At 68.3% G+C, this 20,691-nt stretch carries 12 protein-coding genes, 1 tRNA gene and 1 pseudogene; 7 read left to right on the top strand and 7 right to left on the bottom strand.

The window, feature by feature from the left end:
- Nucleotides 1-99: 99 nt before the first annotated feature.
- Both A949_RS34705 and A949_RS0126825 read right to left on the bottom strand, forming a co-directional pair.
- On the bottom strand, nt 100-1,431 hold the full coding sequence (locus A949_RS34705) for an MFS transporter (RefSeq protein ID WP_019359141.1): 1,332 nt from the start codon (nt 1,429-1,431) through the stop codon (nt 100-102).
- Nucleotides 1,428-3,125, bottom strand: a complete 1,698-nt coding sequence (locus tag A949_RS0126825) for an amidohydrolase (RefSeq protein WP_019359140.1) — start codon at nt 3,123-3,125, stop codon at nt 1,428-1,430. Before A949_RS0126825 ends, A949_RS34705 begins: the two co-directional genes overlap by 4 nt.
- A gap of 224 nt (nt 3,126-3,349) precedes the next feature.
- Between A949_RS0126825 and A949_RS0126820 the strand changes: the two genes are divergently transcribed.
- From A949_RS0126820 to A949_RS39795, 4 genes and pseudogenes are all read left to right on the top strand, one after another.
- The gene (locus tag A949_RS0126820; RefSeq protein ID WP_019359139.1) at nt 3,350-4,255 is read left to right on the top strand and encodes an Lrp/AsnC family transcriptional regulator; all 906 of its coding nucleotides are present in this window, start codon (nt 3,350-3,352) and stop codon (nt 4,253-4,255) included.
- A 247-nt stretch (nt 4,256-4,502) separates the two neighbouring features.
- Nucleotides 4,503-7,019, top strand: a complete 2,517-nt coding sequence (locus A949_RS34700; protein ID WP_158687641.1) for a hypothetical protein — start codon at nt 4,503-4,505, stop codon at nt 7,017-7,019.
- A gap of 43 nt (nt 7,020-7,062) precedes the next feature.
- Nucleotides 7,063-7,581 carry a hypothetical protein gene (locus tag A949_RS38290; RefSeq protein WP_158687640.1) on the top strand — a complete coding sequence of 173 codons (519 nt, stop codon included), beginning with the start codon at nt 7,063-7,065 and terminating at the stop codon, nt 7,579-7,581.
- Between the two features lie 809 nt (nt 7,582-8,390).
- Nucleotides 8,391-8,507, top strand: a pseudogene (locus A949_RS39795) (hypothetical protein); the annotation flags it as partial.
- A gap of 69 nt (nt 8,508-8,576) precedes the next feature.
- Here A949_RS39795 and A949_RS0126800 read toward each other — a convergent pair.
- From A949_RS0126800 to A949_RS0126785, 4 genes are all read right to left on the bottom strand, one after another.
- The gene (locus A949_RS0126800) at nt 8,577-9,446 is read right to left on the bottom strand and encodes a transposase (protein ID WP_237735913.1); all 870 of its coding nucleotides are present in this window, start codon (nt 9,444-9,446) and stop codon (nt 8,577-8,579) included.
- A gap of 150 nt (nt 9,447-9,596) precedes the next feature.
- Nucleotides 9,597-10,955 (bottom strand): hypothetical protein, encoded by a 1,359-nt coding sequence (locus tag A949_RS0126795; protein ID WP_019359134.1) that lies wholly within the window; start codon nt 10,953-10,955, stop codon nt 9,597-9,599.
- A gap of 1,310 nt (nt 10,956-12,265) precedes the next feature.
- On the bottom strand, nt 12,266-12,409 hold the full coding sequence (locus A949_RS38285) for a hypothetical protein (RefSeq protein WP_019359133.1): 144 nt from the start codon (nt 12,407-12,409) through the stop codon (nt 12,266-12,268).
- A gap of 581 nt (nt 12,410-12,990) precedes the next feature.
- Nucleotides 12,991-13,064, bottom strand: a tRNA-Pro gene (locus A949_RS0126785).
- Nucleotides 13,065-13,361: 297 nt separating this feature from the next.
- On the opposite strand from A949_RS0126785, the gene A949_RS0126780 reads away from it, so the two are divergent.
- Nucleotides 13,362-14,708 (top strand): NAD(P)/FAD-dependent oxidoreductase, encoded by a 1,347-nt coding sequence (locus tag A949_RS0126780; protein WP_026005071.1) that lies wholly within the window; start codon nt 13,362-13,364, stop codon nt 14,706-14,708.
- 302 nt (nt 14,709-15,010) lie between these two features.
- On the opposite strand, the gene A949_RS0126775 is transcribed toward A949_RS0126780, so the two are convergent.
- Entirely contained in the window at nt 15,011-16,465 is a 1,455-nt protein-coding gene (locus tag A949_RS0126775; protein ID WP_019359131.1) for a lipase maturation factor family protein, read from the bottom strand.
- A 94-nt stretch (nt 16,466-16,559) separates the two neighbouring features.
- Here A949_RS0126775 and A949_RS0126770 point away from each other — a divergent pair, with 94 nt between their 5' ends.
- Both A949_RS0126770 and A949_RS0126765 read left to right on the top strand, forming a co-directional pair.
- Nucleotides 16,560-19,184 (top strand): excinuclease ABC subunit UvrA, encoded by a 2,625-nt coding sequence (locus tag A949_RS0126770; RefSeq protein WP_019359130.1) that lies wholly within the window; start codon nt 16,560-16,562, stop codon nt 19,182-19,184.
- Between the two features lie 222 nt (nt 19,185-19,406).
- Nucleotides 19,407-20,618: an FAD-dependent monooxygenase gene (locus A949_RS0126765; protein ID WP_019359129.1), complete on the top strand. Its 1,212-nt coding sequence runs from the start codon at nt 19,407-19,409 to the stop codon at nt 20,616-20,618.
- Nucleotides 20,619-20,691: the final 73 nt, after the last annotated feature.

The raw sequence follows: 20,691 nt of genomic DNA, 5'->3' as shown, positions 1-20,691 counted from the left end.
CGAAGGGCCGGGGACGCGGCGGACTCACCCGAGCAGGCGGCCCGGTCCGCGTCCCTGGCTCTCCGGTACGGCCACGGAGTCAGCGGTCGGACTTCCCCGTCACCCGGGACCTGCCCCGGTGCCGGCCGACGCAGCGGGCCCCGGGCTCCGCGCGGGCGCGGGGTCGTCGGTGTGCTGCGGTGCCCTCAGCAGACACGCGATGCTCAGCGCGCACATGGCGACGAGCAGCACGATGACCGGGACGATGCTGCCGGTCGCCTGGAACATCAGCGTCGACACCACCGGTGAGAGGCCGCCGAACAGCGCGCCGGCCACCTGATAGGTCACCGAGATGCTGGTGTAGCGCGCCTGAGGCCCGAACATCTGGGCCAGGACCGCGGCCACCGGGCCGTATGTCGCCGCCATGACCAGCCGCATCGCGGCGAAGACCAGGAAGATCAGCACCGTCGAGTCCCAGGAGACCACCAGGAACTGCGGTGCGGCCAGCACGGCCACCGCCGCCAGCCCCCAGATGACCACGCGGACCCGCCCGACCTTGTCGCCCAGCCATGCGACTCCCAGCGTCGCGATCAGCTCGACGACAGCCGCGACGCTCAGCGCGTTCAGCACCACCGTCTTCGAGAGTCCCACCGAGGGATCGGTGGCGTACGCGGTGATGAAGGTGGTCACCAGGTAGTAGCCGCCCACCGCGATGGGGAGCGTGCCGATGCCCAGCAGGATGGGCTTCCAGTTCGTCCTGAGGGCGTATGTCAGCGGCAGGCCCCCGGCGGGCTCCGGCTCGGCTTCGAAGACCGGCGACTCCTCGATCTTCAGGCGGATGAGGATGCCGATGACGATGAGCACCGCCGACAGCAGGAACGGCACCCGCCACGCCCACTCCTCGAGGGCGTCGTCACCGAACGTGGACAGCAGGCTGAACAGGCCGGTGGACAGCAGGGCTCCGGCCGGATTGCCGAGTTGTGCGAAGCCTCCGTAGAAGGTCTTCTTCCCCTCCGGTGCGTGCTCGACGGCCATCAGGACGGCGCCGCCCCACTCGCCGCCGACCGCGATGCCCTGCACGAAGCGGAGGAGGACGAGCAGGAGCGGGGCGAACACCCCGATGCCGGCATAGGTGGGCAGCAGTCCGACGAGGAATGTCGCGGCGCCCATCATGGTCAGGGTGATCACCAGCGCGCTGCGCCTGCCGAACCGGTCGCCGATGTGGCCGAAGACGACACCGCCGAGCGGCCGTGCGAAGAATCCGACCGCGTACGTGGCGAAGGCGGCGGCGATGCCGGTGAGCCGGTCCGTCCCCTCGGGAAAGAAGATCTTGCCGAAGACGAGGGACGCGGCGGTGGCGTAGACGTAGAAGTCGTACCACTCGATGGTGGTGCCGACGAACGCGGCGACGCCCGCCTTGCGTGCTCTGCGGGTTTGAGCGTGTTCCGTCACGGCTGCCCCTCGGTCGATGTGGCGGTGGTGGAGTGCTGGAGTGCGCCGTCGACCCATGTCTGGAGGACATCGATCGCGGCGATGGAACCGGGGGCGACGACCAGCGGATCGGCGTCCAGAACGGTGAAGTCGGCCAGCTTGCCGGGGGTGATGCTGCCGAGTTCGTGTTCGCGGCCCAGGGTGCGGGCGCCGCCGAGCGTGTGCGCGGCGAGTGCGTCGGCTGCCGGGATCCGCAGGGAGCCGTCGCCCAGCCGGTGCCCGCGCCGGGTGACGCGGGTGACCGCCGCCTGGATCGCCTCCAGCGGCTTCGGCTCGGCCACGGGCGCGTCCGAGCTGAGTGTCACGGGCACCCCGGCCGCCTGGAACTCGCCGAGCGGGTTGAACCGCTCGCCGGGGGTGCCGATCGCCTCGGTGACGCCTTCGCCCCAGTTGTAGTAGTGCTGGGTCTGGTTGACCGGGTGGATGCCCAACCGGCGCATGCGCGTGATCTGTTCCGCGGTGGGCAGCCCGCAGTGCTCGATCCGGTGCCGTGCGTCCGTCCGGGGGTGACGCTCCTGTGCGGCCTCGACGGCGTCGAGCACCATCTCTATCGCGTCGGGCGACTGTGCGTGGGTGGCCGTCTGGAGCCCCACGGCGTGCGCCCTGCCGATGAGTTCCCGGTACGCCCGCGGTTCGTGGTACAGCTGCCCGGTGCGGCAGGGGTCCCCGACGTAGCCGTCGGGGAAGTAGGCCGTCCAGCCGCCCAGAGTGCCGTCCGCGTAGAACTTGATTCCCGCGAAGGAGAGCCGGGCGTTGCCGAAGGCGCCGTGCAATCCGGTTTCGAGCACGTGATCCAGCAGATGGCTCAGCAGGTACATGCCCACGCGGGTGCGCAGTTCTCCGCCGTCGGCCAGTCGAAGATAGGTGTCGAATTCGCGGCGGGTCACCTGGCAGTCCCCGACCGTCGTCACGCCGCCCGCGAGGAAGCGCTCCTGCGCGGCGCGCAACTGCCGCAGATGCTCCTCGGGCTCGTCCTCCAGGTGGAAGTTCGGCCCGTGCCGGCCGACCTTGACGCCGCCGACACCGGTGAGGATGTTGCAGGCGGCATCGGAGATCTCCCCGGTCAGCTCCCCGCCCGCGTCCCGGAAGAAGGTGCCGCCCTCCGGGTCCGGTGTGTCCCGGGTGACGCCGTGCCGGGCCAGGGTGCGACTGTTGACAACCCCGCCGTGGCCGCTGGCGTTCATCAGGTACACCTCGCGGTCGGTGCTGACCCGGTCCAGCTCCTCCTTGGTGGGGTGGCGGCGCTCGGCGAGGTTGCGGTGCTCGTAGCCGTAGCCGCGCACCGGCCGGCCGGGCGGCAGGGATTCGGCCGCCGTGCGCAGCAGCGCGATGAGGCCCGGGATGTCGGCCGCCCGGTCCGGCCCGCAGTCCACCCAGCTCATCATCTGGCCGTACATCAGGGGATGGGCGTGCGGATCGACGAAGCCGGGGACCACGACGGAGCCGCCGAGATCCACCTCCTCGGCCGGCCGGCCGATCCGTGCGGCTTCGGCCCGGCACTCCTCGACGGTGCCGACGGCGGCGAACCGGTTCCCGTGCACGAGGAATGCCTCGGCCCCTTCGGTACCGGGGTCGACGGTGCGCAGGGCGGCGCTGGTGAAAAGGGTGACGGTCGCGTCCAGGACCGATGTCTCCTGGTGGCGCAGTGCGCGCATGTGATTCCTCGTACGGGGGTCGGGGGCGTTCCGGTGACCGGCACCGTAGGTCCGCCCACCCTCGGCAGCAATACCAGGTGCGCTGTCGACCGCAGTCTTGTCAGCGTTTCTGTCGCTCGACGGCGCTGATTTTCGGCTGATCGGTTTCCTGGGATCGCACGAGCCGTAAACTTGTCTCCACGGAAGTACGGAATCACTCTGTAAAGATTGGGTCTCGGACACTCATGAGCGACGGTCTGGACGCACAGCTCATCGCCGCACTCCAGCAGGACGGCAGGGCGAGCTACAGCGAGCTGGCCGCCCGGGTGGGAGCGCCGCGCACGGCGGTCTCGGCCCGGGTGCAGGCCCTGCTCGGCTCCGGAGCCGTGGAGATCGTCGCCGTGGCACATCCCCAGCTGCTCGGGCTCACCACGCTCGCCCACGTCTCCGTCGCCGTGTCGGGTCCGGCCGACGAGGTGGTCGGCGCACTGTGCGCCACGGACGCGTCCGTCTTCGTCTCCGCGGTCAGCGGTGCCTACGATCTCGTCGCGGAGCTGCGTGTGACCAGCGACCGCGAACTGTACGACGCGCTCGCCCACCTCCGCGCACAGCCCCGCGTCCGAGCGGTCAACACCCTCCTCTACACCGACGTCGTCACCTCGGTCTTCATGCCCCAGGGGCCGCTCCGCAGCGACGTGCACGTCGACGAAACCGACCTGCGGCTCATCGAACTGCTGGAACGCGACGGCCGCATGCCGTTCGTCGAACTGGCAGCCCGGGTCGGCATGTCGCCGAGCGCCGCCCGCGCCCGGGTCAGCCGGCTCGTCACCAGCCGTGCCCTGCACGTGGCCGCCGTGGTGCGCCGGGGCACCGGCAGCGGCAGACCCGCACTCGGCGCCGGGTTGAACCTCGGAGGCGACGACGAGCACGTGACCGCCTTCCTCGCCGCGCTCCCCGGCGTGGAGTTCGTCGCCCGCACCGTGGGCCGCTTCGACCTGGTGATCACCCTCGGCGCCGACTCGACGACCCGCCTGCACCACATCACCGAGCAGCTGAAGGCCCTCGACGAGGTACATGGCCTGACCACCTGGGCGCACCTGGAGGTGTTCAAGGAGCACTACTCACGCGGCATCGCGAGGACATCGCCGTAGGCGCGGGCGTCCTGCGGCGCAGGCCTTCAGGGAGACGGTCCCGCGCGCGTTGCCGTGCGGTGACTTGCCCGTCCGGCACCGTCTGCCGGACGGGTGCGCCATCGGGGAAACCATCCCGCTGCAACGATGCGTCCTGTAAGGCGTGGAGGGCAGTCAGTACGGACAGCTGTCAGGGTATGGCCGCAGGGGAAACGCCTTCGTGCCTCGTGGAGCGGCGCACTGAGTCACGCGGACATCGACATTCTGGATGCAACGAGAGATATTCACGAAATTCGAACACGAGTGGGAGACTCACAAGGCGGCCGGGATCGGCAACATCGCCTTCCAATTGCACGGCCGTGTCAAGAACAAGGCGGATGACGCGCGTGGTGAGACGCGCCGGGCTGCGATCTACCTCCTCAACGAGGGCGGCCTGAGCGATCCGGCCAACGCTCTGCTGAAGGTGAATGAAAGCTGGAGCACGCAGGTCAGCACCCTGAAGAACGGCTTCGGTCTGATCTCCAACCACCTGGACTTCACGCGTAAAGCCCACGCCAGAGACGAGGAGGACATCGTCCTCAGCATGAACAGGGCGTCCAGAATCACGGATTATTTCCACAACGACTACGACACGAAGGGGTCTGAGAGGTATCGATCTGTGGCTGTGGAAGTGGTTTCATACCGAGACCTGAGCGAGTTGAAGTTCGACAAACTGGATGCGGCTATCACCAAATGGAAGGGGATCAAGAAGGAATTCCACGACATCGCCACCGGCAGAGGCGAAGGTGCCGATGTTGTGAGGCTGGAGAGCAAGGCCGCGGCGGCCGACTGGACAGGCGCCAATGCAGACGTCAGCAAACCGTTCGTCGTCGAGGTGGCCCGGGAGTTCCACGACGCGGCGAACGAGGCCAAGAGCATTCACAAGGCGATGGATCTCACTCGCCAGCGGATGCACAAGCACCAGTCGGATCTGCGTCGAGCCGTCGAGGACATTCAGAGCGACGGTCTGATCGTGACGAGTGACGGAACGGTCACCGACTCCATGTGTTACGCCGACGAGGCCAAGCAGAAACTGTCGGACAAGAAGGTCCGGGCCGCCGAAACCCGCATCGAGAAGATACTGAAGGCAGCGGCGTCGAGCCAGCATGCCCTGGCCGACGGGCTGCGCCTGCTGGTGCAGGACGCGCATGACTTCTCCGGAGCCGACTACGGCAGCTATGACGACATCCGGAAGGTCGTCGGCCGAGCTGATGCCGACAAAGCGGCCGACCTGGCCAAGGAGCTGTCCAGGCAGGCGGCGAACGGCGACAGGATCGATCAGACGAAACTTGACTCGTTCAATGACCTGGCCGAACTCCAGCACAGTAACCCGGTCTTCGCCGAAAGACTGGCGACAAAGCTGGGACCGAAGGGGACTCTGGAGTTCTGGCGCATGATGTCCGGCGACGGCCCCGAGATCATGACCAAGAGCGAGTACGGCAGAGAGATGGTCCGGCTGCGGGACAACCTGGGCATGACGCTCGCGACCGCATCCCGGGTCAAGAGCCCGGAGATGGCCAAGTGGAAGCACGATCTCATCGGACTGGGCGGCAGACCGATCGCCTACCCGGACATGCACGCGATGCACGACCCGGTCGGGTTCCAGGTCATGAGCAGCCTCATGGGGAAGGGAAAGTTCGACAAGGACTTCCTGCACGACTACGAGGAGAAACTTCGCGCGTTCGACAAGAAGATCGGGGGCGAGGGCCAGGCGTGGTCCATGGTCGGCTGGCAGGGCACCGACCTCGATCCCTCCGGTCTGGGCCGCGGCTCGGACCCGATGGCCGGCCTCCTCAAGGCCGCCAGCCACAACCCTGACTTCGCGACGGATCTGTTCAAGGACCCGGACACGGCCGAGTACTACCTCAGGGACCGGGAATACCCGCCCGAAGACCCTTATCTGGAGGACGGCAAGAGCCGCGCGGCCGAGGCGCTGGGAGACGCGCTCTACGCGGGCGGCAGCGGACTGAACCCCGACGATCCGAACGCCACGTACACCGAGCACCTCCAAGGCCAGAACACTGCATTCCACAACATCTTCGACCGCCTCGCGGCCGAGAAGGACGACATGCTGCCCGAGGTGCGCGAGAGCATGGCCATGCTTCTCGGCAACCACGGTGACGAGACCTACGACACGATGAGCGCCGTCGCCGGCAGCAGGGACACTCCGTTGGATCAGCAGAAGCTGATGGAGATCAGCAAGCAGATCTCCCGGACGCCGGAGGGATACGCCGCACTCAACCAGGCGATGAACCAGTCCATGGTCAACGACATCCTGACCGAGAAGGATCACCCCTCGCTGAGTGCGGATCACGTGGGGCGGACGCTCGGCTTCGAGGTGCAGGCCCGCCAACAGGCCATTGCCGACTCGACCGCGGCCGATCAGAAGGCCGCCGGCTGGAAAGGCTACTTCGGATATTTCACGGTTGCCGAACTCTCCACCATCCCACCTCTCGCCCCGGTCGGTGGGCACATAGCCAATGCCGCGTTCGGTATCTCCAAAGCGTGGACCGAGGACGAGCAAGCTCAGATTGCCGAGGACGGGGCACTGAAGAACAAGGACGTCAGTTTCGCTCGCGCGAATCAGATCAAAGAACTCGGACATCTGTGGTACGAAGTGAACGGAAACAGTGACTTTGCGCAGAATGACGACGAGTGGGGCTCAGAGGAAAGCCTGGAGTACAGATTCGATGAAAAGGCGAACGACGGCGAGAAGAACGCGGAGCGCATCCTCGGGGCAGAGTAGTCCTGTCGTGTGGGAGAACCCGCCATGGCGCAGCACACTGGTAGTGACTCTCGCGTTCGCCCTGATGGCGGCGGCCGGCTGCTCCGACGGCGGGCGCGGCTTCGCCGTTCCGAAAGCGGTCTGTGGAACCCCTGTCGAACCGAGTTCCCTCAGTCCCCTGCTGCCGCCCGAAGGGAAGAAACTGACCGAAGACGGCCATGCCCTGCCGACGACCGACACGGGATGCACTGTGGACGTGGATGGATACAGTGCAGTGACTTTCGGCAAAAGTTCCACGAACCAGCGGTTCGACCCCGTGAGAGTCCTCGAAGGCGTCCGGCGGGAGCACGTCCAGCCCTTGCATCACCTCCCGGTAGAGGGAAGGGGGGCCATCGCCGACAGCGCGGCCATGGTCACGGCTGAATGTGAAGTAAACAAGAAGCAGCATCTCGTACTGCGATTTGAGTTCGGCGACAATGACACCCACTATCCGTCGGAAGTCGAGGAGCGTCGCAGAGCAATTCGGCGTTTCGTCGAGAATGTTGCCCGAAATGCCGTGCAGGAGAAGCGCTGCAGTCGGTAGGGGAGGCGATGTCGGTTGTCGTTGGTGACTGTTGACCGGCTGCTGCCGCACCCCACTACGGCCCTTGGACCACACCGATCGACGACTGAGAAGGGTCCTCCTCGATCGATCAGGAGGCTGCCGGCGGACCCCTCAGCCACTCGTCGCGGTCAACATGTCCACGGCCATGATGATGCTGTTCCAGCGGTACCTGCGTAGCGCGACCACGAAGACACGGGCCAGGAGGGTGCCGCATGGCGGTACGGGGATCTCCCCATTGGTGATCGAGCCGTCTGCGGTCAGCAGCCAGGCCTAGGACCTGCCCGGGCGATCATGTGGCCAACACTCGTGTTCTTCATGGTGCTGGCATGGGGCGGGGTGATCCCCGCAAGTGCTGTAGGGGCGGAAGAGAGACAGCCCTGCGGTGCACTCGGGGCGTGAGGCAGGTGCTTCTGGTTGTGGCTCCGACGGCGTATGCAACCGCACCGTCGCCCCTCCACCGAGCCGCTCACGTACGCGTCGGGGATCTCGACGTGGAGGTGGCATACGTGGGAGGGATCGACTTCCTCTATGTGCCGGTGAGCGGTGCCCTGCGTTCCTGCCCGGTACACCGCGTCGCTGTCGGGCCGGGGCGCCGGGCGTGGCCGGCTCCACCGCCAGCACAGTGCTGCGCGGATCTCAGTGAGGCGCAGACGGCCGAAGTGCTGGGGGCGCCGTCCGTGCCGCCGGGCTCGTCTGCGAGGCTCCGGCCCGCGTGAGCCGAAAAAGCTTCCTGGTAATCAAGTACCGTGCGTGAATGTGTGAAGTAAGGCCCTTTCACAGGAGGATTCATGAGTGACACGGACTGGGACCCCAACCTAGCGGTCGACGTTCCGGAGACGGTGCAAGCACGCGAAGTGCGTAGGGGCAGCTGGGTGGTCCTCAGCGGCCGGCCCTGCAAGGTTGTTGATGTGTCCCTAACGAGCTCGTGCATGGTTGGCGATGGCGAGTCGAGGGCCACGGATCGGCCTTTGCGTTCACGTTCGCATACAGCTGGACATCGTGGCGGTCTGTTGGTGGGAGAGCAGTCCGGCGACGGCTTGGATGATGTCGCTCATGTGCTCGCGGCGGCCGTGGTGCCGGGCGAGGGACCGCCAGTTCTTCATATGCCCGATGCCGTGTTCGACACGGATGCGTCGTGAGGAGTGCGCTTTGCGCTGCCGTTCGTGCATCTCCTCGTACCACTCGGGCGGGTTCTTCTTGAACTTGCGATGGGGTGGCGTCACCACGCGCCCGCTGGTCTGGGCGCCCAGTCCCTGATATCCGGCATCGGCCAGGATCTCCAGGGCAGGCCCGTCGGCCAGCAGCTTGACCAGGCCCAACTTCCTGGCGTGCGTGATGTCCGCGACGCTGGCCGGCTCAGCCGGGCTGCAGAACATCAAGCGCCCGTCGGCATCCGTGAGCACCATCGACTTCACGGCGTTCTGCTTGTTCTTCCCCGAGATGTACTTCTCCCGGTCCTTGCGTCCGGCCGCTGGACGGCGCACTCGGACCTCGGTTCCGTCGATGATCCCAATGTGCCCGTCAGCGCCGAGGTAGTCGATGACCTCGGCGAGGGTGCGCAGCCGTTGGCCGGGCGCGACGGTGCAGCCTCGCTCAGCGAGCAACGGTCGCACTTCCCTGATCGCACGCGTGATGGTGGAGCGGTCGACACCGAACCAGCAGGCCAGCAGGTCGTGTGTGGCGCCGTGCCGCAGATGCACGAGCGTGGCCAAGAGCCGGTCGACGAAGACCAGCTTGTGCTTGGCGCCGGCGCCCACTGCCCTGCGTCGAGGACGTGCGGTGAGTACCGCCTGGTGTCGCTCGTGCCACAACGGGCCGATCTCCGCGACGAGTTCAGCGATCACCTCAGGCTTGAGCCCTGTGATTCGTTGGCTACCAATGATTGCTGCACGTGCCCGGTTCCCCACCACGCCAACCATGATCAACGATCACGGTCTCGACGCGCCACCGCCAACCATGCACGAGCTCGTTAGGTCCGCGTCGGTCTCATAAGGTCACTTGCGGCTTTGGCCACGCATCACATCGAGTACATCGCCCGGGGCGAGCCGATCACCGTACAAAAGCACCCAGGCGACGGCGCCGACCACGGCAACGATTTGAGTAGATCCGGCGGCCGAGAGCTCCGACAGGCCCGCTGCAATGGCGGCACCGGTCATCACAACACCAAGGATGATCAGCCGTACCCATTCCCGATTGACGGCGGGCTCTGCGTCCTTCAAATCTTTGGGATCGAGCAGGGCGAGTGTGCGGCCCTGTGCGTACCGTTCAGTGATCATCACCAGCAAGCGCGCCATTTCCTCGAAAACCTGGCCTGTGTCTGCGTCGATGTCCTGTCGTGCCTCTAGCCGTCGGATCGCCCCTACTACGTCGGCCGCATGCTTCCGATACTCGCGCCGACGCGGACCGGGCACCTGGCGGTGCCGAACCTTCCAAGCCGACCACACCACCCGCTCAACCCTGGAGAGGTCCACGCGCGCAGCATAGATAGCGCTATGAGGCTGCGTGATGGTCTGGTAGTAGTGCCGCGCCGCCCCCACGCGGCCAACACAGTCGATCAGGACCACGACAGGCCGGGTGCGCTTGGCCGCCCCCGGACGCAGGCTCAGCAGCGACCGCAGCCACCATCCGCGAGGATGAGGGGCGGCAAAGCCTGGACCGTGCTTGCTGTCTGCCCTGGTCGGCCCGCGTCGGCCGAGAAGTCCCAGCACGGCTCGTAGCGCAAGGAGAAGCGCGACAGTCAGAACGAGTCCGAACACCGCAGTAGCCGCCTCGGCGGGGCGGCCTTCCGGGGCACCGAGTGCTGGAAGATATTGGGTGGCCTTCCTCCAGATCGACTCACCGAACGCCCGGAAAGTCGTCACTACCGTCACATCGATGCCTGGTTGCTCGCCGGTCCATTCAACCTGCCGGGCCTGACCCCACAGGCCGCCGCCGGGCGCCCACCACACAACGGGAGCTCTTTCGCTCTCCGCCCACACACGAGACGACCACCTGGTGACGGCATTGACGATGCGCCCCAGATTAAGCAGGGTCTGCAACAGGATGAACGCCTTGACGAAGTACGCGACCGCAGCCAGCGGCCCTACCTGATGCCACGAGCGCAACGCAGCGCGCACCTGTGGGCCGACAGGAAACAGCCTGTGAGCATCACGGCCAAAAGGCATTCTCGCCCACGCCAGATGCTCCGCAACCCTGCGCCTGCTCCACCGGATATAGGCGCTCACTACACGACCCAGGGTGTGTCGGTACACCCACACGCCCGCGGCGAGCAAAGCCCATCCGACGAGTTCGGCCAGGGCAAGCACCCGTTGCAGGAACCACCGGACCCGCAACACGTCACGTGGGTCGACCATCTCCGATACCCCCATATGGTCACGCCCGCCACTGCGAGCACTAGAAACAAGCTGACCAGGAATGCGACCACTTCAAGGACCCTGCCCAGAGCAGCCCATGCGACTTCGATCACCCAGACAGTCTCGCCGAGCGCATGCGGCGACGGGTCCTGTTGGACTGCTATTTCGCGTAGCAGTACGGGCATCCCCGACAGGGGCCGGCCCTCCGCGCGGCCGACCAGCACAGGCAAGTAGCGTGGCGAGGCGGGTGGGGGTGCAGCGAGGCATACGCGCGCCTGATCGGGCGACGCACCCGCCGTCGCGGCTGACTGTCATCGGCTGAGATTCGTGCCACAACCGTGCCAGATACAGGGGTCAGCCACGGTCAACGAGGGGTCTCTACGGTCCAGTTGCCAGTCACATCACCGGGTACCGAGGGCCCAGGTGAGCAGCGTGATCCTCCGCCCTCTCTCCTAAAGCTGTGTTTGCATTGCGGTCGACCCGCCGGCGTGGAGCCGCACGCACTCTGTCCACGTGGGCTGCGGCTCTCCTACCTTGCCAACATGGATTGGACACCGCTCCTGGCCACTCTCCTTGGTGCCGCGATCGCTACCGGATCCGCTCTGCTAGTTGAAGTCCGCAAGGATCGGCGCGAAGCCGTGGCGGAGTGGAGGCAAAGCAAACGAGAGCTGTACGGCGCATACCTCGGGGTGCTGTCCCAGGTGCGCAGCGAGCTTCTACTCATCATTCTCGATCGTGGGATGTCAGAGGCTGAACGCAAGATCGCAGCAAGGCAAAGCTTCGCGAGGTGCTACGAGATCCGGTACCAGTTGCATGGCCAGCTGGGCCGGCGAGAGTCCTGGGCGGCCATCGCGCGGGTACCAGGAAGCGAAGTCCCTGTCGTCCCAGAGCCCATCGAGGCGGTCACGCGCCCACATCGCCGTGGTGCCGCGAGGGTTGCTGGCCCGGGCCATCTGGGCAGTCAGCTCCGGAACTACCGCACCGGACCGGGGACGAACAGACACTGATCATCTCAGAAAGACGGAACTGCGGCGGAACTGCGCAGGACCGTCCGAAGTGTTCCAAGAGCCAACAGCCTCGTCCCGAGAACCCCAAGATCCCCGACAGAGTCGCTCACTGCCGCACGGCCTTCCCGCCCCCCCGACACCGGCGTCGCGGTCCAGCTCTACCAGGCCGCAGATGGCTCTCTTGCCGCCCTGCGCCACCTCGTGGCCGAACTGGTCAACGGCTGCTCCGCCGACCTGCCTGGCCTGCGTGGTCCTCCGGGTCTTATCGGCCCGCCAGGTATTCAAGGGGTAAGCGGGCCTCTTTCAATAGTTGATGCACGAGAGCGATGCAGTGGTCTTCTCCGCCTCGATGAACGCGTACACCGCGCTCATCGGTTGCTCTCCCTCGTGAAGAGGAACGGCGCCCTTTCGCAGCACCTGAACCGCTTCGTCCTGCTCGGCGGCCAACCTCTACAGCAGGGACAGCTCTTCCCGCTCGGCCGTCTGTCAGCTCTCCGTCCCGTCCGGATCCGACTCCCATGCATCGGCCCCGTTGGAAGGGCTCTCTGTAGGGTGCTACCGCGCCCCACAACTGCTCCCGCTCTCGCGGATACGCTCCCACCTGTGCTCAAGTGTCATCCGCCCCACCCAGGCACGGGATTGCATCACGGGCTGACCAGCACTGTCGCGGTGGCCTGGGCAAAGACCCTCGCCCGTGCGACGGAGGGCGGGAAATGTGTCAGACGCAAGGCCCGTAGAGGTCGGCCCTGCCCTCCTGTGCGGTCAAGGGGCTCTTGTGCCCCCTATCCGGGAATACCCGTCCCTCCGCGGGGTAGCGGCTGATGCCACGCTGTTGACGACGGCGTGCAGCAGTGGTGTACCGCGCACAGCCTCGACCCGAGTGGGACGGAGAAAACGGGCACTGCTGCCGGCTGGGAGCGTGGGAGCGCGAGTGCTCCCAGAGGGCTCCCATCATGGGAGCAAACGCACGTACGGAAGAAGCCGTCCCAGCACATGCTGGAACGGCTTCCGATCTGCGATCTTCGCAGTCGGGACGGCGGGATTTGAACCCACGACCCCTTGACCCCCAGTCAAGTGCGCTACCAAACTGCGCCACGTCCCGGTGCTCGCTCGGCTCGGGGCTTTTCCCTCGCCGCTCGCGCACAAAGAACAATACAGCACTTCAAGGGGTGCTCGCTCACCCCCTCCCGGTGCCGACACGGTCGGTCGATCACGCGTGGGCAGTCGTCCCTCCAGGGCGGGCAGTGTGCGGACCCGTGACCGGTGGCTGCCCGCTGCGTCCGATCCCCCACGGAACGCGTTTGGTGGGAGAGCCGGCAGGAAACCCGACGGATCCGCGGCAGACGGCTGGGGCGGGCACGGAACCTGCCCCGGTCCGGTTCTGAGAGGAGGTCCGGTTGTGAGCCGGTCCCGCATTGTGATCGTCGGAGCTGGATTCGCCGGCTACAGGGCAGCGCGTACATTGTCCCGCACGCTCCGTGACGAAGCGGAGATCGTGCTGGTCAACCCCAACGACTACTTTCTCTATCTGCCGCTGCTGCCGGAGGTCGCGTCGGGCGTCCTGGAACCGCGGCGGGTCTCGGTCTCGCTCGCCGGCACGCTGCCACGGGTGCGGCTCGTGCTGGGCGAGGTCGACGGCGTCGACCTCGACGGGCGCCGCCTCCGCTACATGGACCCCGAAGGCCGGTCGGGCGAGCTCTGCTACGACCGGCTGCTGCTGACAGTCGGCAGCGTCAACAAACTGCTGCCGATCCCCGGGGTCGCCGAGCACGCGCACGGCTTCCGCGGCATGCCGGAGGCTCTCTACCTCCGTGATCACATCAACAGGCAGATCGCGCTGGCGGCCACTGCCGAGGACGCGGAGGAAGCAACGGCGCGCCGCACCTTCGTGGTCGTCGGCGCGGGATACACCGGCACAGAGGTCGCGGCGCACGGCCAGATGTTCGCCGAATCGCTGGCCAGGCAGCACAGCCGGCAGGGGACGGACGGGCGCGGACCGGCGGGCACTCGGAGTACGGGGGAGGTGCGGACCCGCTGGATGCTGCTCGACGTCGCGCCTCGCGTGCTGCCCGAACTGGATCACCGTCTTTCCGGGACCGCGGACGAAGTGCTGCGCAAGCGGGGGGTCGAGGTGCGGGCCGGAACCTCCGTCCAGGAGGCGACGAGCGAGGGGGTGGTGCTGGACAACGGCGAGTTCGTAGCGACCCACTCGCTGATCTGGTGTGTGGGAATGCGGCCCGACCCCGTCGTGAAGGATCTCGGGCTGGAGACCCGGCAGGGGCGCATCGTGGTCGACGAGTACCTGCGGGTGCCGGACAGGCCCGAGGTCATGGCCTGCGGCGACGCGGCCGCTGTACCGGACCTGACCCGGCCGGGGGAGATCACTCCGATGACGGCGCAGCACGCGGTGCGGCAGGGGAAGGTCGCGGGCCGCAACCTCGCCGCCTCACTCGGGCACGGGGAGCCGCGCCCCTACAAACACCACGACCTCGGATTCATGGTGGACCTGGGCGGGGTCAAGGCCGCAGCGAACCCGCTCCGGGTGCCGCTCTCGGGGCCGCTCGCCAATCTGGTGACCCGTGGGTACCACCTCGCTGCCATGCCGGGGAACCGGATCCGGGTGCTGGCGGACTGGGCGCTGGATGCGGTGCTGCCCCGGCAGGCGGCACAACTGGGGCTCGTGCGGTCCTGGTCCGTGCCGCTCGAGTCGGACTCGCCCGAGGTGGCCCGGGTCCCGTCGCGCTGAGTGCTGTTCGCCCCGTCCCGCGTTCCGCTCGACCTTGTCGCCCATGTGGGTGGCGGGATTATGCACAACCGGTCAGTTGTCCACCGGAAATGCGATGGCTGCCCACGAGCGTGGCGACCGGGGGCAGACTCCTTCCACCGGGGCGAGACGGTCCCTCGTACCGGGACAACGGATCGAGAGCGAGGACGGCGATGAGGGATCCACCTCCACGCACAGGCGAAACGCGCATGCGGGCGAGAACAGCCGGCCGCTGCGCGCCCGCCAGCCGTACCAGCGAACCCAGCCGTGGTCAGCGGCCGCGGTCACCAGCGACGGCGCCCACCCGGACGCCCTGTGAGCGCGACCGGCGGCAGGAACTCGCGCTCGAAGGACCGGTGCCACCAGGCTCCCGTCGCCCGCCGCTGCTCCCGTGTCGTGAAGTGGTAGCGGTACAGCAGCGCGCGTACATGAGTGGGTGGCTGCTGGGGGAACGGGTTGGTGTGCAGCAACCGCAGGGTGGCCGGGTCGTTCTCCAGCAGCCGGGAGACGAACGGCTCGAACCAGCCGCGGGTGTAGGCCGGGGACAACGCGGCGAACCACATCTGCCAGTCCAGACGGAGATGGTACGGCGCGAACTGCCGCGGCAGCCGGCGCACGTTTCCCGGTTTGCCCTTGAACTCGTACTCGTGCCACGCGGTCTCCGGCGTGATCTGCTCCTCGTCCGTGCCCTCGAGGACGATCTCGTGCCGGACACGGGTCACACTGCCGAACGCACCGTAGGTGTTCACCAGGTGGAGGGAGTTGAAGGAGCGGTTCATCTGCTGGGTCCGGCTGAGCAGATTGCGTGCGGGCCACCAACTCAGCACGACGATCAGCACTGTTGCGAGGCACACCATGACGGCGAACCACAGCGGAGTATGACCGTAGGAGGAGGCGCCCGTTGCGGGAGAGGGGTCGACAGCGGAGAGTGCCAGAACGATCGTCAGCCAATTCAGCCAGGAGAAGTTGCCTGACAGCACGAGCCACAACTGCGTGACGATGATCAGCCCGGCCGCGACGGTGGCGACCGGCTGCGGAAAGAACAGGCCGAAGGGCACGATGAGCTGGGCCACATGGTTGGCGGCCACCTCCATCCGGTGCATCCGCCGCGGGAGGTGGTGGAAGAACCAGCTCAGGGGCCCGGGCATCGGCTGGGTCTCGTGGTGGTAGTAGAGGCAGGTCAGGTTGCGCCAGCAGGCATCGCCGCGCCACTTGATCAGCCCCGCGCCGAACTCCACCCGGAAGAGCAGCCAGCGCATCAGCCACACGGTCAGCACGGGCGGTGAGGTCTGCGCATTGCCCAGGAAGATCGCGAGGAACCCGCTCTCCAGCAGCAGTGACTCCCAGCCGAAGCCGTAGAAGACCTGACCGACGTTCACGAACGAGAGATAGAGGAACCACAGCAGTGCCCACATCACCATCGCGGCCCACAGGGGCACGGCATCCGCGGCGCCCCCCACCACCGCGGCAGCCAGCGCGACACCCGCCCAGGCGCATGCCCCGGTGAAGCGGTCGCCGCACCGCCAGTGGAAGAGGCTGGGGGAGGCCCGGAACGGTACCCGCCGCGTGAACGCCGCGGCGGGCATCAGACCGCGCTCGCCCAGCAGGGCCCGGAACTGCAGTGCCGCCGAGAGGAAGGCGACGAGGTAGACCCCTGCCAGCGCACGTTGGAGAACCAGCCGGCTCAGCCCGTATCCGGGCGCCGGGAACCACGGCGTGAACCACTCCATGGCGGCCATGGGTACCACCCCGGCGCGCCCTTCACGCACCGTGGCCGCTCCCGGGGCAGGGCCGCTGCCGCTGGTGCTCGACGGCATGTCCGATCATGGAAGGATGAGCGACGACGGTTACGTACGGGTGCGCGACGCGCGCGAGCACAATCTGCGTGGCGTGGATGTGGACATTCCGCGGGATGCGCTGGTCGTCTTCACCGGTGTCTCGGGTTCGGGCAAGTCCTCGCTGGCCTTCGGCACGCTCTACGCGGAAGCACAGCGCCGCTACTTCGAGTCGGTCGCCCCCTATGCGCGGCGGCTGATCCACCAGGTCGGAGCACCGCGGGTCCAGGAGATCACCGGGCTGCCGCCCGCGGTGGCGCTGGAGCAGCGGCGCTCCACGCCCACGGGCCGCTCGTCGGTCGGTACGGTGACCACGCTGTCGAACTCGCTGCGGATGCTCTTCTCGCGGGCCGGGCAGTATCCGGAAGGAGCCGAGCGGCTGGATTCGGATGCCTTCTCGCCCAACACGGCAGCAGGCGCCTGCCCGGAGTGCCACGGGCTGGGCGTGGTGCACCGGGTCACCGAGGAGTCGCTGGTCCCGGACCCGTCGCTCAGTGTCCGGGAGGGGGCGGTCGCGGCGTGGCCGGGAGCCTGGCTGGGCAAGAACCTGCGCGACGTGACCGCAGCACTCGGCTACGACATCGACCGTCCGTGGCGGGAGCTGCCGTCCGAACAGCGCGAGTGGCTGCTGTTCACGGACGAGCAGCCCGTCGTCACCGTTCACCCGGTGCGGGAGGCGGGCCGTATCCAGCGGCCCTACCAAGGCACCTATCAGAGCGCGAAGCGCTATGTGCTGCACACCTTCGCGGAGACGAAGAGCGCCACCCTGCGGGAGCGTGTGCGGCGGTTCCTGGTCAGCGCCGACTGCCCGGTCTGCGGCGGTCGCCGGCTGCGCCCGGAGGCGCTCGCCGTGACGTTCGCGGGCCGGGACATCGCCGAGCTGGCGGCCCTGCCGCTGGAGGGGCTCGCCGGGGTGCTGCGAGCCGCAACGGGGGGAGGGGAGGGGGGAGGGGCCCCCGAAGAAGGCATTCGGCAGAGCGTCGCCGAAACCCTCTCCACCGACCTCCTCTCCCGCATCGACGTGCTCGTGGAGCTGGGCCTGGGCTATCTCAGCACCGACCGGCCCACCCCCACCCTCTCGGCGGGGGAGTTGCAGCGGCTCCGGCTGGCGACCCAGTTGCGGTCCGGTCTCTTCGGCGTGGTCTACGTTCTGGACGAACCGTCGGCCGGGTTGCACCCCGCCGACACCGAGGCACTGCTGAGGGTTCTGGACAGGCTCCGGGAGGCGGGGAACTCGCTGTTCGTGGTCGAGCACGAGATGGCCGTGGTCCGGCGGGCCGACTGGGTCGTGGACGTCGGCCCCGCTGCGGGCGAGCACGGAGGAGAGGTGCTCTACAGCGGCCCAGTGCCCGGCCTGGCGCAGTCGGAGCGCTCCGTCACGCGCACCCACCTCTTTCCCCCGGAAGCCCCCGGCGCCTCCGGGGCGGGCGTATCCCCTACGACGCAAGGCGACAGTGTGGAGTCCCGCGCCTCCGGGGCACCGCAGTCCGGCCGTACCGGCCGCGGAGCCCGGGCGCGGGGACCGGTCCCACCACGTCGGCCGGAGCGCACGCTGTCGCTCTCCGGGGTGAGGCGGCACAACCTGCGGGGGCTGGACGTGGCGTTCCCGCTCGGTGTCTTCACCGCTGTCACAGGGGTCTCCGGGTCGGGTAAGTCCACGCTGGTCACCCAGGTCCTGGCCGACGTCGTCGCCGCGCACACCGGCACCGGGACGGCCCCCGCGGAGCAGCGGGGTCCGGCAGCAGGTTCCGGCACGGACGATGCGGAGCCGGAGGCGGACCAGTTCCCGCGCGGGGGCCGCGGCACCGTGGTCACGGAGGTCCGGGGAGTGGAGGCCGTGAACCGCCTGGTGCGCGTCGACCAGAAGCCCATCGGGCGCACGCCGCGCTCCAATCTGGCGACCTACACGGGCCTCTTCGACGCGGTGCGCAAGGTCTTCGCCGCCACGGACGAAGCCAGGGCCCGGGGGTACGGAGCCGGACGGTTCTCGTTCAACGTCGCCGAGGGCCGCTGCCCGACCTGCCAGGGCGAGGGGTACATCGCGGTGGAGCTCCTCTTCCTGCCCGGCAGCTACGCACCGTGCACGGACTGCCATGGGGCGCGCTACAACCCTCGGACGCTGGAGATCACCTACCGGGGGGCGACCGTCGCGGACGTCCTGGGCATGACGGTCGACGGTGCTGCGGAGTTCCTCGCGGATGTCCCGGCCGCACGGCGCGGGCTGGACGCACTGCAACGTGTCGGCCTGGGGTATCTGCGGCTGGGGCAGCCGGCGACGGAGCTGTCGGGGGGCGAGGCCCAGCGCATCAAGCTCGCCGCCGAACTCCAGCGCGGCCGCCGCGGGCACACGCTCTACCTCCTGGACGAGCCCACCACCGGGCTGCACCCGGCCGACACGGAGGTGCTGCTGGGGCAGCTCCACGGACTGGTCCGGGCCGGCCACACGGTCATCGTCGTCGAACACGATCCGGCGGTGGTCTCCGGCGCCGACTGGGTCATCGACCTGGGTCCGGGCGGTGGTGACCGGGGAGGGCGGATCGTCGCCGCCGGAACCCCTGAGGAGGTCGCCGCCTCCCGCACCAGTGCCACCGCGCCCTATCTGGCGGCTGCCCTGGGCCGGTGACCGGAGGCGCGGCGCCGGGGTCCGGACAGGGGACGCCGCGCGGCCGGGGCGGAGGCCTCCGGCTGCCGCCGTACGCGGGCTCCGTCCGCCTGCGGTCATTTCCGCCGGGGAGGCGAGCGACCCGGGCGGCATCCGAGGGAGCCGGTGCGCAACCACCGGCCCTCGCGGGCGGTCAGTAGGGGAGAGCGGCAGCGAACGGAACACTCAGCGACTGGAGGTGCCATGAGGCAGCGGCACGCGCTCATCATCGGCGGCGGTATCGCCGGAGCCATGACGGCGATGTCCCTGCACAGGGCGGGGATCAGCTCGACCGTGCACGAGGCGTACCCGTCCGGCGCCGATGATGCCGGTGCCTTCCTCGTGCTCTTCCACAACGGCCTGGAGGCCCTGCGCACCGTCGACGCCCACCGGGCCGTGCTGGACGTCTCCTTTCCCGCAGAACGGGTGGAGATGCTCGCGCACACCGGGGACAGCGTGGGCGTGCGGCCGGTCGCCGGGGGCACCGGCACCACCGGCGCTCTCGGTCCGCGCACGCTACGGCGCGCGACTCTCCACCGCGCGCTTCACGATGAGGCGATCCGCCGGAGTGTCAGCATCGAGCACGGCAAGCGTCTCGTCTCCGCCGACACGGCTCCGGACGGGCGGGTCACCGCCCGCTTCGACGACGGCTCGTGCGCCGAAGGGGACCTGCTCATCGGGGCCGACGGTCTCCACTCCGTCACCCGCACGCTCATCGACCCCGGCGCGCCCGCGCCGCGCCACACCGGGCAGATCACCGTGTGCGGCTACACACCCGAGGTTCCTCCGGAAGCAGCGCCGCCTCCCGGCACCTACCGGATGATCCAGGGGCGGCGCGCGTTCCTCGGCTGCACCGCGGCGCCCGACGGCGAGGTGTGGTGGTTCGCCAACACCCCCGGCGGCGAGCGCGACCGGGAGGAACTGGCCACCGGGACACCCGCGGAGTCGGCGCGCTGGCGGGACCACGTCGTCTCGCTCTTCTCCGAAGACGCCTCGCCGGCCGCCGAGATCGTCCGGGGCAGTGGGGGCATCGTCGCCACCAACGCCTACGACATGGCCCGCACCCCGGTCTGGCACCGCGCTTCCATGGTCGTGCTCGGAGACGCGGCACACGCGGCGGCGCCCAACGCGGCGCAAGGCGCGTCCATGGCGATCGAGGACAGCGTCGTTCTCGCCAAGTGCCTCCGCGACCTCCCCGGGGTGTCCGAGGCGTTCATCCGCTTCGAGTCGCTGCGCCGGAACCGGGTCGAGGCCGTCGTCGAACGCAGCGCCCGGTTGAACGACCGGGTCGTCCCGCGCCCCGCGGAGACCCGGCCCCGCGCGCGGCGCGACGACGACTCCGGCAGCGACTGGCTGCTGGACTACCGCATCGACTGGGACGCACCGGTCGGCGACGATGCGGGCGCCCGCGCGTGAGCGCACCCGGCCCGTTCGCTGTCGGCCGTGGCCTCCGCAGGGCGGGGGTGGAGGCCGGGTGGCGGCTGGCTAC

The organism is Streptomyces sp. AA1529 (assembly GCF_000280905.1).
In the GTDB taxonomy this organism is placed as follows: Bacteria; Actinomycetota; Actinomycetes; order Streptomycetales; family Streptomycetaceae; genus Streptomyces.
The sequence above is the reverse complement of the archived record's forward strand: the minus strand, read 5'-3'. Positions and strand labels throughout refer to the sequence as shown.